Origin of the sequence: Marinactinospora thermotolerans DSM 45154 (genome assembly GCF_900167435.1) — a bacterium.
GTDB lineage: Bacteria > Actinomycetota > Actinomycetes > Streptosporangiales > Streptosporangiaceae > Marinactinospora > Marinactinospora thermotolerans.
Genome location: NZ_FUWS01000012.1, coordinates 31,282 through 47,436, shown reverse-complemented (window position 1 = coordinate 47,436; position 16,155 = coordinate 31,282). Strand labels below are relative to the sequence as shown.

13 protein-coding genes are annotated in these 16,155 nt (G+C 71.6%); 4 read left to right on the top strand and 9 right to left on the bottom strand.

Features of this window, described 5'->3' with window-relative positions; all coding sequences use genetic code 11:
- Positions 1 to 25: 25 nt before the first annotated feature.
- The 3 genes from B5D66_RS20120 to B5D66_RS20110 form a co-directional block, all read right to left on the bottom strand.
- Positions 26 to 844: a hypothetical protein gene (locus B5D66_RS20120; RefSeq protein WP_078763355.1), complete on the bottom strand. Its 819-nt coding sequence runs from the start codon at positions 842 to 844 to the stop codon at positions 26 to 28.
- Between the two features lie 383 nt (positions 845 to 1,227).
- On the bottom strand, positions 1,228 to 2,598 hold the full coding sequence (locus B5D66_RS20115) for an amidase (RefSeq protein ID WP_078763488.1): 1,371 nt from the start codon (positions 2,596 to 2,598) through the stop codon (positions 1,228 to 1,230).
- Between the two features lie 34 nt (positions 2,599 to 2,632).
- Positions 2,633 to 3,964 carry an amidohydrolase gene (locus B5D66_RS20110; RefSeq protein WP_078763354.1) on the bottom strand — a complete coding sequence of 444 codons (1,332 nt, stop codon included), beginning with the start codon at positions 3,962 to 3,964 and terminating at the stop codon, positions 2,633 to 2,635.
- 609 nt (positions 3,965 to 4,573) lie between these two features.
- Between B5D66_RS20110 and B5D66_RS20105 the strand changes: the two genes are divergently transcribed.
- Positions 4,574 to 5,527 (top strand): Lrp/AsnC family transcriptional regulator, encoded by a 954-nt coding sequence (locus B5D66_RS20105; protein WP_078763353.1) that lies wholly within the window; start codon positions 4,574 to 4,576, stop codon positions 5,525 to 5,527.
- Between the two features lie 15 nt (positions 5,528 to 5,542).
- Here B5D66_RS20105 and B5D66_RS20100 read toward each other — a convergent pair whose 3' ends face one another.
- The gene (locus tag B5D66_RS20100) at positions 5,543 to 6,484 is read right to left on the bottom strand and encodes a LysR family transcriptional regulator (RefSeq protein WP_078763352.1); all 942 of its coding nucleotides are present in this window, start codon (positions 6,482 to 6,484) and stop codon (positions 5,543 to 5,545) included.
- Between the two features lie 80 nt (positions 6,485 to 6,564).
- On the opposite strand from B5D66_RS20100, the gene B5D66_RS20095 reads away from it, so the two are divergent.
- From B5D66_RS20095 to B5D66_RS20085, 3 genes are read left to right on the top strand one after another with little or no spacing between them, the layout of a single operon-like run.
- Positions 6,565 to 7,269 (top strand): succinate dehydrogenase cytochrome b subunit, encoded by a 705-nt coding sequence (locus B5D66_RS20095; protein ID WP_078763351.1) that lies wholly within the window; start codon positions 6,565 to 6,567, stop codon positions 7,267 to 7,269.
- Positions 7,270 to 9,210: a fumarate reductase/succinate dehydrogenase flavoprotein subunit gene (locus B5D66_RS20090; protein WP_078763350.1), complete on the top strand. Its 1,941-nt coding sequence runs from the start codon at positions 7,270 to 7,272 to the stop codon at positions 9,208 to 9,210.
- Positions 9,207 to 9,953 (top strand): succinate dehydrogenase/fumarate reductase iron-sulfur subunit, encoded by a 747-nt coding sequence (locus B5D66_RS20085; RefSeq protein WP_078763349.1) that lies wholly within the window; start codon positions 9,207 to 9,209, stop codon positions 9,951 to 9,953. The genes B5D66_RS20090 and B5D66_RS20085 overlap by 4 nt, the downstream gene beginning before the upstream one ends.
- Positions 9,954 to 10,113: 160 nt before the next feature.
- Here the strand turns inward: B5D66_RS20085 and B5D66_RS20080 are convergent, their stop codons facing one another.
- The 5 genes from B5D66_RS20080 to B5D66_RS20060 all read right to left on the bottom strand — a co-directional run bounded on the left by B5D66_RS20080 (position 10,114) and on the right by B5D66_RS20060 (position 16,021).
- Complete coding sequence (locus B5D66_RS20080) at positions 10,114 to 12,930, bottom strand: DEAD/DEAH box helicase family protein (protein ID WP_078763348.1); 2,817 nt, start codon at positions 12,928 to 12,930, stop codon at positions 10,114 to 10,116.
- On the bottom strand, positions 12,927 to 13,586 hold the full coding sequence (locus B5D66_RS20075) for a TrmH family RNA methyltransferase (protein ID WP_078763347.1): 660 nt from the start codon (positions 13,584 to 13,586) through the stop codon (positions 12,927 to 12,929). Before B5D66_RS20075 ends, B5D66_RS20080 begins: the two co-directional genes overlap by 4 nt.
- A 111-nt stretch (positions 13,587 to 13,697) precedes the next feature.
- The gene (locus tag B5D66_RS20070; RefSeq protein WP_078763346.1) at positions 13,698 to 14,063 is read right to left on the bottom strand and encodes a hypothetical protein; all 366 of its coding nucleotides are present in this window, start codon (positions 14,061 to 14,063) and stop codon (positions 13,698 to 13,700) included.
- A 131-nt stretch (positions 14,064 to 14,194) separates the two neighbouring features.
- Positions 14,195 to 14,578 (bottom strand): DUF3054 domain-containing protein, encoded by a 384-nt coding sequence (locus B5D66_RS20065; protein WP_078763345.1) that lies wholly within the window; start codon positions 14,576 to 14,578, stop codon positions 14,195 to 14,197.
- Between the two features lie 105 nt (positions 14,579 to 14,683).
- Complete coding sequence (locus tag B5D66_RS20060) at positions 14,684 to 16,021, bottom strand: MFS transporter (protein ID WP_200813723.1); 1,338 nt, start codon at positions 16,019 to 16,021, stop codon at positions 14,684 to 14,686.
- Positions 16,022 to 16,155 lie beyond the last annotated feature (134 nt).

The following is a 16,155-nucleotide window of genomic DNA, read 5'->3' as shown; positions in this document are numbered from 1 at the left end:
CTGGCCTTTCGTGCCGGCGGGTGGGTCAGTTGAACAGCCGCACGTCGGTCAGCGTTCCGCTGGCCACCAGTGCCACGTACAGGTCGGTGAGCACGAGGGTGCCCAGGGTGATCCAGGCGAACGCCATGTGCCGGGCGTTGAGGTGGGACACCCAGGTCCAGGCCCGGTAGCGCAGCGGGTGCCGGCGGAAGCTGCGCAGCCTTCCGCCCACGACGTGCCGGCAGGAGTGGCAGGACAGCGTGTAGCACCACAGCAGGATCACGTTGCCGAGCAGGATGAGGTTGCCCAGTCCGACGCCGAAGCCTCCGTTGTGGCCGTGCGCGAAGGAGACGAGCGCGTCGTAGGTGTTGAGCAGCGAGATGAGGACGGCGGCGTAGAAGAAGTAGCGGTGCAGGTTCTGCCCGATCAGCGGGAGGCGGGATTCGCCGGTGTAGCGCCGATGGGGTTCGCGTACCGCGCAGGCCGGGGGAGCCTGCCAAATCGCACGATAATACGCTTTTCGATAGTAATAACAGGTAAATCGGAAAAGCAGGAGGAAAGGAAGGGAGACGAGCGCGTAGGGGAGGAACCACGGGAATTCAAAGGGGAGCGTGCCGAACACGGCCGACCCCGGCGCGCACGCGGCGCTGAGACAGGGGGAGTAGAACGGGGTGAGGTAGTGGTAGTCGGCCACCCAGTAATGGTCCTGCTGGAACACCCGGAACGTGGCGTAGCCGACGAACGCGGCCAGCCCCAGCGCGGTGAACAGGGGTGGGACCCACCACCGGTCCCGGCGCAGGGTCCGCGCCCCCAGCCGGGCGCGCTCGAGTACGGGCTCGCGGGGTACGGGCGGTGGCGCTGTCATCGTCGCGGCATCTCCATCCCGTGAAGGGCCGGCCGGACGCCGCGACACGGAGCGGGCCGGCCACCCTCGCGCGTCGTACGGTCCGTGCGGAGGCGGGCGGGGTAGCCACGTTAAAACGGCGAGGCCGCGGAATTCGACAATGGGTTCACGTGTTTCCAGTGTGAAAAAAACCACTCGCCGAAATGGCGAAATCGCGTTTACGGAAAAGCGGACGAAAGGTGGGGCACATGGGGAACACACGCCCCACCGGTCCCTTTCCGCGCGCCCGGCCGGGAACCGGGAAGGGCCCCTGGACCGGGCGCGTCCGGCGTTTCGCCGGCGGGCGCGACGCCGGGGACCGTCCGGTCGCCTCGCCGCCCCGCGGCCACCGGCGGGATCCGGGCCTATCCCAGCGGCGGGCGGCGCCGACCGAACCCGGTGGCCTGTTCGAAGGCGTGGCCATAGCGGAGCAGGTCCAGGTCCGCGCCGTGGCGGGCGACCAGTTGAACCCCCACGGGCAGGCCGTCGGAGGTGAACCCGCCCGGTACCGACATCGCCGGGCAGCCCGTCACCGTCACCTGGTAGGCCGAACGCATCCAGTCCAGGTAGTCGGCCATCGGGGTGCCGGCGACCTCGGTCGGATACTCCAGGTCGGCGTCGAAGGGCGGGAGCTGGCTGACCGGCAGCAGGAGCAGGTCGTAGTCGCCGAAGAACCTCCCGAAGCGGTGGAAGAGCTCCGCGAGCCCCTGCTTGGCCCGGCCCACCTCCTCGCCGGACAGGGCCCGGCCGACCGCGGCGTTGGCGACCACCGTCTCCTTCACCCGGCCGGGGTTGGCCTCGATCAGCGGTCCGAGGTTCAGGTGGAACTGCCAGGCGCGCAGCGTGCGGAACACCTCGTCGGCGCCGGAGAAGTCCGGGGCGGCCTCCTCGACGTGGCAGCCCAGGGCGGCGAAGGTCTTGGCCGCCTCAGCGACGACGCGCGCCACCTCGGCCTCCACCGGGAGCGTCCCGCCGAAGTCGGGCGAGAACGCCACCCGCAGCCCGCGCAGATCGACGTGCAGGGGCGGGGCGAAGGTCGACCCCGCCTCGGCCAGGGCGAACGGGCAACGCGGGTCGGGGCCGGCGATGGCCGACAGCACCAGCGCGGTGTCGGCGACCGTCCGCCCCATGGGACCCGAGGTCGCCAGGGTCTCCCATGGCAGGGTGCTGGGCCAGGTGGGGACACGCCCAGGGGTGGGGCGCAGGCCGACCACGTTGTTGAAGGAGGCCGGGTTGCGCAGCGATCCCCCCATGTCCGTGCCGTCGGCGATGGGGTGCAGACCGGCGGCCAGCGCCGCAGCCGCGCCGCCGCTGCTGCCTCCCGCCGAGCGGCTGGTGTCGTAGGGGTTGCGGGTGGTGCCGAACACGGGGTTGAAGGTGTGGGAGCCGGCCGCGAACTCGGGGACGTTGGTCTTGCCGATGACGATGGCGCCGGCGGCGCGCAGGCGTTCGACGACGAGCTCGTCCCGTTCGGGAACGTGGTCGGCGTGGATGGGGGACCCGTGGGTGGTGCGGATGCCGGCGGTCTCGTGGGTGTCCTTGACGGCGATGGGCAGACCGTGCAGGGGGCCGGTGGGCCGTCCCGCGGCGTGTCGGTGGTCGGCGGCCGCCGCCTCGTCCAGGGCCCGTTCGGGGCACAGGGTGACGACGGCGTTGATCGCGGGGTTGACGGCCTCGATGCGGTCCAGGTGGGCCTGGACGACCTCGCGCGCCGACACCTCCCCCGATCGCAGCATCCGCGCGAGCTCGACGGCCTCACGGTGGTGCAACTCAGCGTTCAACGATTCCTCCGGTCACGGTGTCAAAGGAGCGGCGCAACTCCAGGTAGGCGTCGCGGGACAGTTTGGGGCCGCTGGTGGAGAGGACCTGCTCGGCGCGTTCGGCCCCCTCGCACAGCAGGTCGACGACGGTCATCGCCATGAACTTCGCCGGGTTCACCGCCGCGGCGACGTGGTCGGTGGTGAAGAACCCGGGACCGTGGAAGGGGGCGGCACTGCCCGAGGCCGCCCAGGGATGGGCGACCGGCATGATGTGGCCGAGGTCGCCCATGTCGGTGGATCCGCCCATGCGGCCGCTGTCGCGGATCACCGCGTCCGCGCCGAACAGGGAGACGCAGTTGTCGTGGAGGAGGTCGGCCAGCGGCTCGTCGACGGACAGCGGCAGGTAGCCGCCGACCGTCTCGACGCGCACGTCCACTCCCAGGGCGAAGGCGCCGGCGCGCAGGGCCCGGTCCACCTTGTCGGCGGCATCGCGCATGGCCGTGACCGAGCCGGCGCGGACCATCAATTCCATGTGGGCGTGGGCGGGGACGGCGCTGACGGCCTCGCCGCCGGTCAGGATCTGGCTGACCCGGACGGTGTCGGCGTCGTCGAACGTGTCCCGCTGGGCGTCGATCGCGGCGATCGCCAGGGTCGCCGCCTTCAGCGCGTTGGCGCCGGCCCACGGGGTCGCGCCGGCGTGGGCGGCCACGCCGGTGAAGGCGGCACGTTTGACCAGGGAGCCGTTGGCCGAGGCCGCGACCGCCGCCGCCGGCGCGGAGACCGTCGGGCCGGCGTGGGTCATCATCGCCATGTCCACGTCGTCGAACGCGCCGATCCTGATGAGTTCCGGCTTGCCCACGATGAACTCGAAGTCGCCGGCCTCGCGGCGCCGCAGCCGCCAGTCGACCTCGATGCACTCCTCAGCCGGCACCGCGAACAGGACGACGTCCCCGTCGAGCCGGTCCATCACCGGGGCCAGTCCGTAGCCCGCTCCGATCATCGACGCGATCTGGGCGTTGTGCCCGCAGGCGTGGGCGGCCGTGGTGGTGGGGTCGGCGTAGGGGTGGCCGTCGACCAGCAGCGCGTCGAGTTCACCCAGGACCGCGACGCTGCGCCGGGACGTCCGGCCGCGCATGCGGGCCTTGACCCCGGTCAGGGCGAGCCCGTCCTCGTGGGCGAGCCCCAGCCCGTCGAACCAGCGCCGGACCCGGTGCGCGGTTTCGCTCTCGCGCCAGCCGGTCTCGGGGTGGCGCAGCACCTCCTCGGAGATCGCGGTGATCTCGGCGGCGCGACGGTCGATCTCCGCGCAGACGGCCTTCTTGAGCTCGGCGTTTCGGGTCATGCGCGGCTCCTCTGCTCTTGGGCCGTGGACGGTTCCGAGGGGCGTGCGTCACGCCGGCGCGCGTTCACCGCCGGCGGGGCGACAACGACCGCCCCGACGTTCCCGGCCAGTCCCACGATTCCCTCACCGACCTGACCGAATCCCGCCGGTGCGAACGTCGTCGCCACGGCCACCCCGGTGCGGGCGAGCGGTGGGTGGGGACGGGGAATGGTTCGCCCGCCAGGGGGACCAGGGCGCCGGGGCCACCCCCGGTCCGCTGTGACCGGTTCGCCGTTGTCCCGTGGCCGGGCGTCCCGATGACGGCCAGGGCGGGGAAGGGAAGGGGGCCGGGTTCCGCGCCGGGGTTCACACGGCCAGGGTGGGAAGACCGGATCAGAGGCGGCCGGAGACACAGGACGCGGCCACATCGAGGAGGTGACCGAGGGGGGAGCCGGGTGGCGTTGTGTGGAGCATCGGACCGTCCCGGGGCGCGGGGAGAGACGGGACCCGGCATGACGGCCTCCTCGGACGAAGGAAATGTGGGACAGAGAATGCACGTCTCTTCCGTTACCGACAAGTGAAAACGGCATACTGACGAAAACAGCCACATTGCTGGCCGGGGAGGTTGGGATGGCCCGGGAATTCGACGCGCTGGACCGGCGCATCACGGCGGCGCTCCAGGTGAACGGGCGCGCCTCCTGGCGTCGGATCGCCTCGGTGCTGGGAGAGCCCGAACGCTCGGTGGCCCGGCGTGGCAACCGGCTCCTGGAGCGGCGGCTCATCACCGTCATCGGCCTGTGCGTCACCGGTGACCCGGTCATCGTCCGCACCCGCCACGCCAGCGGCGGTCTGCGTATGGGAGGCACCGCGCTGGCCCGCCGACCCGACACCACGTTCAGCTACGCCGTGACCGGAACGGTGGACTGCGTCACCGAACTGTTCTGCGCGCCGCGGCGGCTGCTGGCCGTCACCGTGGACGAGCTGCCGGGCCTTCCCGGGGTGGTCGGTGTCGAGACGCTTCCCGTGCTGCGCTACTACCGCACCGTCCACGAATGGTTCCCCGGAATCCTCGCCCCCGAGGAGGTCGCGGAGCTCTGCGACGTCGCACCGGCCCCGTCCTCCGCCGAGACTCCCATGGTGGAGGAGCTGAGCGACGCCGACCAGGCGATCCTGCGCGCGCTGTCGAACAACGGCCGGCTCACCCACGAGGCCCTGGGGCGTTTGGCGGGGGTTTCGGAGCCCACCGCGCGGCGGCGGGTGGAGTGGTTGCGCTCCAGCGGCCTGGTCCACTTGCGCGCCGTGGTGGAACCGGCGCTGCTGGGGCTGCCGGTCGAGGCGCTGCTGTGGATCACGACCGCGCCGCACGCGGTCGACCGGGTCGGTCGCGCGCTGCTCGAATCGGACTGGGTACGCTACGCCGCCGCGTTGATGGGGGAGTACCAGCTCCTGTGCCATGTGGCCGCGCCGTCAAAGGCGGACCTGTACGAGTTCATCACCGCAGGGGAGTGGGCGCGTGAGGCGACCGTGGTCGACACCGCGCTCGTCGTCGGGCCGTTCAAGCGCAGCGGCGTCCTGGTCGCCTGACGCCGGCGCTTCGGGTCAGACGACGGGGGAGGAGATGACCTCCAGATCGGCCCCGAGCTCCTCGGGGGGTAGCGCGCTCAGGTGGTTCATCAGGCCGCGGCGGAACGCCTTGGCGGTGTTGGAGGGCTCGACGTCCTTGCGGTGGGCCAGGGCGATCGTCCGGAGCAGCCGGGGGCGGGCCAGGGGGGTGCCGCGCAGGCCCGGTCGATTCTTCAGTACCATGCTGGGCACGACCGCCAGGCCCAGGCCGGCCTCGACGAAGCGTAGGACGGCGTCCATCTCGCCGCCCTCGACCGCCAGCCGTGGTTCGAACCCGGCGGCGCGGCAGGCGTGCAGGGTCGCTTCGCGCACGTCGTAGCCGCGGCGGAACATCACCAAGGGTTTGTCGCGCAGGTCGGTGATGCGCATCGATGCCCGGTTGCTCGGGGGCGGGGCGTCGCGGGGGCTGGCGACGACGAGGTTCTCGCGCAGGATCGGCGTGGTGACGAACGCGGGGTCGCTGCTGTGCAGCGGCAGGATGATGAGGGCCAGGTCGAGTTCGCCCCGGCCCAGGGCGCGGATCAGGTCGCGTGACCCGCTCTCCTCCACGTGCAGTTCGATACCGGGGAAGCGGGAGTGGAAGGAGGCCAGGGCGGGGGCCAGGAGCCCCGCGCACAGGGAGGGGGTGGCCCCCAGGCGGACGCGGCCGCGTCGCATGCCGGCGAGTTCCTGGACCTCGCGCCGGGCGGTCTCCATGTCGGTGAGGATGCGTTGGGCCAGGGGAAGAAGGACTTCACCGGCGGGAGTCAGTGTGATATTTCCCCGGGCACGAACGAATAACGGTGCTCCCAGTTCCTCTTCCAGGGCCCGGATCTGCTTGCTCAGGCTGGGCTGGGCGACGCGCGAAACCTCCGCTGCGCGGGTGAAATGCCGTGTCTTGGCGACCGCGACGAAGTAGGCCAGCTGCTGGAACTGCATGCTCGATAGCCTATGTCTATGGAGACCAGCGTTCTCATGACTTAGACGGTGCTGTTCACCAAGTTTTAAAGTGACAGGTTGTGGCGAACAGTACCCTGACCAAGCAGCGGTCAACGGCATTCAAGTCCACGGTGGCCCTCAAATCCGCGATGGCGGTCACCGGTGGGATCCTCGTGCTGTTCTTGATCGTGCACATGTACGGCAACCTGATGATCTTCGGAGGCCAGGAGGTCTTCGACGAGTACTCCCATCACATCCGGGTGATCGGTGAGCCGATGCTCCCGCCCGAGGGGGCGCTGTGGATCATCCGCATCGTCCTGCTGGCGAGCGTCCTGATCCACGCCTACGCGGCGTTCACCCTGTGGGCCCGGGCCCGCCGGGCGCGGCCGGCCGGGCAGCGCTACCAGACGCGGCGCAAGCCGGTCCAGCAGACCTACGCCTCGCGTACCATGCGCTGGGGCGGGGTCATCCTCGCGCTCTTCGTGATCTACCACATCCTCCACCTGACCACCAACAACATCGCTCCCGGCGGCGCCTCCGACAGCCCCTACGAGCGCGTGGTCAACGGATTCCAGATCTGGTGGGTGCTCCTCACCTACCTCATCGCGATGATCGCCGTCGGCTTCCACCTGCGTCACGGCATCTGGAGCGCGACCCAGACGCTGGGGGCCAACAAGGCCTCCCGTCAGCGCGTGCTCAACATCACGGCGACCGCGATCGCGCTCGTCATCACGGTGGGCTTCCTGATCCCGCCCTTCTCCGTCTTCTTCGGGCTGGTGAGCTAAATGACCGAGCTGTACATCGAGGGCGACCCGATCCGCGACGAGAAGGCCCCCGAGGGCCCGATCGAGCAGCGGTGGGACAAGCGCCGTTTCTCCGCCAAGCTGGTCAACCCGGCCAACCGGCGCAAGCTCTCCGTGATCATCGTCGGTACCGGTCTGGCCGGTGCCTCGGCCGCCGCCACGCTGGGCGAGGCCGGCTACCAGGTCTCGTCGTTCTGCTACCAGGACAGCCCGCGGCGCGCGCACAGCATCGCGGCCCAGGGCGGCATCAACGCGGCCAAGAACTACCGCAACGACGGCGACAGCATCTACCGGCTGTTCTACGACACCGTCAAGGGCGGCGACTTCCGGTCGCGCGAGTCCAACGTCTACCGCCTGGCCCAGGTCAGCGTCGAGATCATCGACCAGTGCGTCGCGCAGGGCGTCCCGTTCGCCCGCGAGTACGGCGGTCTGCTGGACAACCGCTCCTTCGGCGGCGTCCAGGTCTCCCGCACCTTCTACGCCCGCGGCCAGACAGGCCAGCAGCTCCTGATCGGCGCCTACCAGGCGCTGGAGCGCCAGGTGGCGGCCGGCACGGTCAAGATGCACACCCGGCACGAGATGCTGGAGCTCATCGTCGTCGACGGCCGGGCGCGCGGCATCATCGCCCGCGACATGGTCACCGGCGAGATCGAGACCCACTTCGCCGACGCGGTCGTCCTCGCCAGCGGTGGCTACGGCAACGTGTTCTTCCTGTCCACCAACGCCATGGGCTGCAACGTCACGGCGACCTGGCGGGCGCACCGCAAGGGCGCGCTGTTCGCCAACCCGTGCTTCACCCAGATCCACCCCACCTGCATCCCGGTCAGCGGCGACTACCAGTCCAAGCTGACCCTGATGAGCGAGTCGCTGCGTAACGACGGCCGCATCTGGGTGCCCAAGAAGGCCGGCGACCAGCGCGACCCGCGCCAGATCCCCGAGGACGAGCGCGACTACTACCTGGAGCGCATCTACCCGTCCTTCGGCAACCTGGTGCCGCGTGACATCGCCTCCCGCGCCGCCAAGAACGTCTGCGACGAGGGCCGCGGCGTGGGGCCGGGGGGCCTGGGCGTCTACCTGGACTTCGCCGACGCGATCAAGCGGATGGGCCGCCCGGCCGTCGAGGCCAAGTACGGCAACCTGTTCGACATGTACCAGCGCATCACCGGCGAGAACCCCTACGAGGTTCCGATGCGCATCTACCCGGCCGTGCACTACACCATGGGCGGTCTGTGGGTCGACTACGACCTCCAGAGCACCATCCCCGGTCTGTTCGTGACGGGCGAGGCGAACTTCTCCGACCACGGCGCCAACCGCCTGGGCGCGAGCGCGCTCATGCAGGGCCTGGCCGACGGTTACTTCGTCCTGCCCAACACGATCAACGACTACCTCGCCTCGGGGCCGTTCGAGAAGCTCGACGAGAACACGCCGGAGGCCAAGGAGGCGGCCGAGTCGGTGCGCGCGCGCATCAACAAGCTGCTCTCCATCGACGGCAACCGGACCGTCGACTCCTTCCACCGGGAACTCGGCCACATCATGTGGGAGTACTGCGGTATGGAGCGCACCGAGGAGGGGCTGCGCAAGGCCATCGAGCGCATCCGGGAACTGCGGGACGAGTTCTGGCAGAACGTCAAGGTCGTCGGCACCAACGACGAGCTCAACCAGTCGCTGGAGAAGGCCGGCCGCGTCGCCGACTTCTTCGAGCTGGCCGAGCTCATGTGCATCGACGCGCTGCACCGCCGCGAGTCCTGCGGTGGTCACTTCCGCGCCGAGAGCCAGACCGAGGACGGCGAGGCGCTGCGGCACGACGACGAGTTCGCCTACGTCGCCGCCTGGGAGTTCACCGGGACGGGCGAGCAGCCGGTGCTGCACAAGGAAAACCTCGAATACGAATACGTCGAGATGAAGCAGCGGAGTTACAAGTGAACATCACCCTGCGCGTTTGGCGCCAGAAGGGCCGCGGCGACGAGGGCCGGATGGTCACCTACAAGGTGGAGGACGTGTCCCAGGACATGTCCTTCCTCGAGATGCTCGACGTCCTCAACGAGAAGCTCACGCTCGCGGGCGAGGACCCGGTGGCCTTCGACCACGACTGCCGCGAGGGCATCTGTGGTGCCTGTGGTGTCGTGATCAACGGTGTCGCCCACGGCCCCGAGACCACCACCACCTGCCAGCTGCACATGCGCAGCTTCAAGGACGGCGACGTCATCGACGTCGAGCCGTGGCGGGCCAAGGCGTTCCCGGTCATCAAGGACCTCGTGGTCGACCGTGGCGCCTTCGACCGGATCATCCAGGCCGGCGGCTACATCAGCGCCCCGACCGGGACCGCGCCCGACGCCCACGCCAACCCGATCCCCAAGGCCGACGCCGACCGCGCCTTCGACGCCGCGACCTGCATCGGCTGCGGCGCGTGCGTGGCGGCCTGCCCCAACGCCTCGGGCATGCTGTTCACCGCCGCCAAGGTCACCCACCTGGGCATGCTCCCGCAGGGCCAGCCCGAGCGGGCGGCCCGCGTGGTCAAGATGGTGAACCAGCACGACGAGGAGGACTTCGGCGGCTGCACCAACATCGGCGAGTGCGCGGCGGTCTGCCCGAAGGGCATCCCGCTGGACACGATCTCCCAGCTCAACAAGGACCTGCTGGGCGCGCTGGCGAGCGGCAAGCTCTAAGGCGTCCCACACCGTCCGTGAACGGGGCCGTTCCCTTCCGGGGGCGGCCCCGTTCGCGTTGCCGGGCTCGGCCGTGACCGTGGTGGGGGCCGGCGGGCGCGCGGCGCCGCGGTGGTCCCGCCCCGTGAGGAGGGGCGGCATGTGGCCCCGGCGGCGGGGGTCAGGACCAGGTCAACCGCAGCGAGGTGGACACCGGGTAGGAGTCGGTCGCGTAGTACTCCCGCAGGAGCTTCGCCCCCGCCGGGCTCGCCGTGTACACCGGTTCGCTCAGGGAGATCCACCGGTTCCAGGCGGAGGCGAACGCCTCGATCCCCGCGCGGTCGCGGGCGAACAGCGCCGGAACGGGGTGGGGCGATCCCGGGTTCACGGGGGCGCGGCCACGCAGCCAGGCCGCCGCGGTGCGCCGCGCCGCGTGCGGTTCCGACACCGCCGGGGCGAGCGAGAAGCGCGCGATGACGTAACGCGGACTGCCCACCAGCGGCGACAGCGCGCCCTCCAGGGCCTCACAGAACAGGGACGCGGCGTGCGGGCCGGCGCCGCTCAGCGACATGAGGTAGGTGCCGCCGGGGCCGGGTCGCGCGCGCACGCCCTCGGCGCCGATCGCCGAGTGTCCCGCCAATCGCAGCGCGTCGGCGACGGCGTAACCGAACCGCCAGACCTCCGGCCCTTCGGAGGCGGCCATGACCAGTCCGGTGGCCGCGCGTTCCCGCACGGCGCGGGTGGCCAGCCGTTCGACGGTGGCGCCGGCCGCGACCGCGGCCACCAGCGCCACGACCGCCGGCAGGACCAGGCCGAGCAGCACCGTCCCGCCGGCCAGAGTGGCCGTACCGGCCAGCAGCGACGTTCCGTTGGGCCGCGATGACAGCGGTTCGCGTGGGGCGACCCCGGAGGCGGCCGGAATCGCCTCGGGAGGGTGCACCGGGCCGGGGACGGGGCGCGCAGGGGTGGCGGAGTCCTCGGACAGCGGCCGGACCCGCAGCGTCGGCAGCAGCTCGTCGGTGTAGGGCGCGCCGATCCGCCAGCGCGCCCGGGTCGCCTCCCGGTCCGCGGCGCGGGCCAGCATGCGCGCGTTCAGCGCGCCGAACTCCCCGGGGGACGGAGGGGCGTAGGAGGAGAAGGAGGGGTCGATGTGGGAGATCCCGCTGGTCACCTCGCCCTGCTCGTCGGCGCCCAGGACCCCTTCGTGTTTGCGGGCGAAGCGGTCCCAGTCGGCGGCGCCCTTGGGGTGGCGGTCGCTCACGCACACGACCGTCCAGGTGTGCGCGGCCTTGCCGGGACGGCGGGGGTCGAGCCGCAGCGCCCGGCCGCGGCTCTGCGTGACGGCGGTGGCCGTGGTCGCGGTGGTCAGGTCCACGATGGTGTTCAGCGCGGGGGCGTCCCACCCCTCGCCGAGCAGGGCCCGCGTGCCCACCAGCAGCCGGCTCGCCCCCTTGGTGAAGTAGGCGGTGGCCAGCCGTACCCAGTGCCGCGGCGTCCAGGAGCCTTCGACCCGCGCCAGCCGGCCGTCCTCGGTGGGGGTCACGTCGAGGCGCAGGTTGGGGCGTCGGCGTCGCACCCAGGCGACGAACGCCTCGGCCACGTCCGGTGCGGCCGCCACGGTGCGGCCGGTGACCAGCATGGGCGCCAACGGCCGGGTCCGCTCGTCGGCGACCAGCAGGTCCAGTTGCGCCCAGGCCGAGCCCGCGTCGTCGGCCAGGACCTCGCGCAACCGGGTCGAAGGGCGGCTCGTGGCGCGTTCGTGGTCGCACAGGATCAGGGCGCGCAGCTCCTCGCCCAGGGTCGCCGCCTCGGCGGCGGCGATCTCCACCGCCGCGTGCCCCTTCGCGGAGCTGCGGGCCAGCACCCGGTCCACGGGGGAACGCGCGGCGCGGATTCCCCGCTTGGTGAGCGTGCAGCCGACGGAGGGCAGCGCGGCGCGGATGCGCTCGATCGCCTTCTCGTCATCGGGCGAAGGCGCGGCGACCTGGAGTCCCGTCGTCACGTAGTCGCCGAGCAGGGCGGTCCAGTCCTCGGCCCGGGGCGGGCGGCGGTGGCGTTCCACCAAGCGCGCGCCCGGGGGAAGCTCGCACAGGCCCGCGTGGTGGAGCCGCAGTACCGCGTCGGCGCGTTCGGGGGTCTCGGCGGAGATCTGGGACCAGGGCACCGCCGTCCCGTCCGCGCCGACACGTTCGTGGAAGCGGGCGCGCAGCCAGGGCAGGAAGTCGGTCGAGGCGAACCCGGGGGAGAGCAGGTCGGCGCACAGGTCGGCGAAGCGCTGTCCCTCCTCGCCGATGTAGGCGTGTTCGGCGGGGGTGGGTTCGGTGATCCAGGCGAACTCGGCGAAGGGGGCCAGGCGTGCCTCGCGGACGAGCGCCGGGGTGGACGCGCCGCGCAGCGGCTCCCCGAACAGGCGGGTGACGAGCGCGGACTCGCTCGGGGTCAGGGCCGTTGTCGGCGTGCCGGTCAGGCCGATGACGTGGACGTCGGTGAAACCCGACAGGATCTCGCCGAGCAGGCGCCCCCATGCCTGGAGCAGGTGGTGGCACTCGTCGAGGACCAGGGTGAGGGGGCCTTCGGCGCGCAACGTGTCCAGGAGCGCCGAGCCGTTGCCGTGCAGCCGCTTGGGCTGGGCCTGGGGGCGGCCCTCCTCGTCGGTCTCGGCGTCGGGGTCGAACAAGGCCAGGGACGAGTAGGTGAGGACGGTGACGTCGTCGCGCAGCCGGCGGTCGACACCGGCGGTGCAGCCCTCGGGGCGTTCGAACGACCGCCACTGCGCGGCCCACTGCCCCTGGACCGCGGCGTTGGGGGCGAACACCACGGTGCGCCGGCCCAGTCGGCGCGCGGCCTCCAGGCCGACCAGGGTCTTCCCGGAGCCGGGCGGCAGCACCAGCCAGGCGCGGTTGCGGCCCGTGGCCCACCGCTCGGCCAGCAGCTCCAGCGCCTGGCGCTGGTGCGGGGCCAGCCCGCCCGACCAGCGCGCCTCGCCGACGCCGCTCATAGGCCCTGGCCGTAGACGTGGGCGCGTACCCAGGCGTGCATGGCGATCGCGGCGGCGGCGCCGGCGTTGATGGAGCGGGTGGAGCCGAACTGGGCGATCGACAGCACCGCGCGACAGACCGAGCGGGCCTCCTCGGAGAGTCCCGGCCCCTCCTGTCCGAAGACCAGGACGCAGGCCCGGGGCAGGGGATAGGTCTCCAACGGGACCGAACCGGGGAGGTTGTCCACCCCGATGACGGGAAGGTCCTCCTCCTCGGCCCAGGCGAGGAGGGCGGTGGTGTCGGGGTGGTGGTGGACGTGCTGGTAGCGGTCGGTCACCATCGCGCCGCGCCGGTTCCAGCGCCGCTTGCCGACGATGTGGACGGCCTTGGCGCCGAACGCGTTGGCGGTGCGCACGACCGACCCGATGTTGAAGTCGTGCTCCCAGTTCTCCACGGCCACGTGGAACGGGTGGCGCTGTGTGTCGAGGTCGGCGACGATGGCCTCGCGCTTCCAGTAGCGGTACCTGTCGACGACGTTGCGCCGGTCGCCCTCGGCGAGGAGCACCGGGTCGTAGTGGTCCCCCTCAGGCCAGGGCCCCTCCCAGGGGCCCACACCGACCTCGGGCCGGTCTGCTTCGGGAGCTGCTGCGGGGAACGCGACGACCTGCTCACTCACCCGATCCAGGGTAGACAAGGGACGGGACCGTTTCGCACCTTCCGGGAGGGGTGAAACGAAAACGGGACCTAGCGGCCGTCTCCGTTCACGTTGTGGCTCCTCCCGGCTCCCTCACAGCCGGATGTCGCCGTGGATCTCGCCGGCCTGGATCGCGGTTCCCGAGACGTCGCCGTGGATGGTGTTGACAACGTCACCCCGGCCGGTGGCGACGTGGGGGCGCAGGCGCGCGACGAGTTCGGCGATCTCGGCGTCGGTCGAGGCCACGGAGGCGATGTGGCCCGCCAGCTCCTCGACGGCGACCGCGTCGTCGTGGTCGTCCTGGGCGGCCTCCAACGCGGCGCGGGCGTCCGGCGCGTCGCGGAAGCGCTCCCGCAGCGCCCGGCGCAGCCGCTTCAGCGGCTCGCGCAGGTTCTCGGCGAGCGACTCGCCGACCTTGCCGGCCACCGCGGCGGCCAGGGCGATCATCACCTCGTCCATGGCGCTCCCATCAGGAAGGGCGGGGATCCGCCGGAGACGTCCGGCCGGATCGCGCAGGGCCGGTTTCCGCGGTCCAGCCTAGCCGTGGCGGGAGAGGCGGGACAGGGCCGCCGGCACGCCGGGCCGGCGTGTCAGCGGGACGCGGCCGGTGTGGCCCGGCCCGGGCGGCGGCGCAGCACCGCGGTGGCGACGGCACGCCAGCCGAGGAGCGTCACACCGAGGAAGACCGAGGTCACGACCACGAAGGACGGGGCGGTTCCCGCGTCGGTGACGGCCCGCAGCGCCATGCCGCCGGCCATGGTCACCACCCACACGCCCACCCCGGTGCGCAGGACCGCGGCGGGCGCCCGCCAGGCCCGGGTGAGCAGCCACCCGGCCGCGAGCGCGGCCGCGAACGGCCACAGGGTCGTGGCGAGGCCGAGCAGGGCGTTGCCCTCGCCGTGGCTGGAACGCCCGATGAGGACGAAGGCCAGGACGCAGACGAGGTCGATGAGAACGGCCCAGGGGAAACGCATGCTCCCAGGTTAGGGCCAGGCCCGCCGGGGGCACGGCCGCCCCCGGACAGGACGACGGGCGCGGGCCGGCCGCGACGGCCCGCCCGCGCCCGCGGTCGTGGGGTGTCAGGACTTCGCGGCGGTCCCGATCTCGTCGAGCGAGGTGTCGCGGGTCTCGCGGCTGATGACCAGCGCGACCAGGGTGATGGCCGCGGCGATCGCGAGGTAGCCGCCGACCCAGGCCAGCCCGAAGGAGTCGGCCAGCCAGGTGGCGATGTAGGGGGCGACCGAGGCGCCGAGCAGGCTTGCCAGGTTGTAGGAGATCGACGCGCCGCTGTAGCGGACGTTGGTGGGGAAGAGCTCGGGCAGGACCGCGCCCATCGGGCCGAACGTGAAGCCCATCAGCGCCAGGCCGATGATGAGGAAGGCGAGGACGGCGGGCACCGATCCCGCGCCGAACAGCGGGCCGAGGACGAGGCCGAACAGCAGGATCGCCGAGGTGGTGACGATCAGGGTGGGCCGGCGGCCGAACCGGTCGGCGAGCACGCCCGCCACCGGGACCGTCAGGCCGAAGAAGACCACGCCGACGAGCAGCAGCGCCAGGAACTCCGAGCGCTCATAGCCCAGTCCCTCGGGGCTGGTGCCGTAGGACATCGAGAACACGGTCATCAGGTAGAAGAGCACGTAGGTGGCGAGCATGATGAACGTGCCCAGCACCAGGGCGGGGGTGGCGGTGCGGAACACCTCGGTCACGGGGGCCTTGGCGCGTGAGCCCGAGGCGACGACCTTGGCGAAGGCGGGGGTCTCGTGCAGGGAGAGGCGCACCCACAGGCCCACGACGATCAGGACGGCCGACAGCAGGAACGGCACCCGCCAGCCCCACGACAGGAAGGCGTCGTCGCTCATGGCCTCCGACAGCAGCAGGAACACGCCGTTGGCCAGGAAGAACCCGATGGGGGCGCCCAGCTGGGGGAAGGTACCGAACAGCGCGCGCTTGGCCCGGGGGGCGTTCTCGGTGGCCAGCAGGGCGGCACCGCCCCACTCGCCGCCCAGGCCCAGTCCCTGGCCGAAGCGGAAGACGGCGAGGAGCAGGGGCGCGAACACGCCGATCTGGGCGTGGGTGGGCAGCAGGCCGATCGCGACGGTGGAGATGCCCATCGTCAGCAGGGAGGCGACGAGCGTGGCCTTGCGGCCGATGCGGTCGCCGAAGTGGCCGAACAGGGCCGAGCCGACGGGGCGGGCGACGAAGGCGATGGCGAAGGTGGCGAGCGACTGGAGGGTCGCCGCGGTCGGGTCCCCCGCGGGGAAGAAGAGCTGGGGGAAGACGAGGACGGCGGCCGTCGCATAGACGTAGAAGTCGTAGAACTCGATGGACGTTCCCACGAGGCTGGCCGTGATGACCCGGCCGGCCGGGTTGGTGGGCGGTGCCTTCTCGCCGGTTGGGTCCGTATTCTGCGCGACCACGGTGCCACTACCTCCGGTTTATTGCTGTTTGACCGCTTCAGGGTACGGCAGGAGAACCGGTGCATGAGATGCCTGTCCCGCATAATGAGACAGTGGACATGAGAGACCGACCGGTACGGGGATGGGGAGAGGTA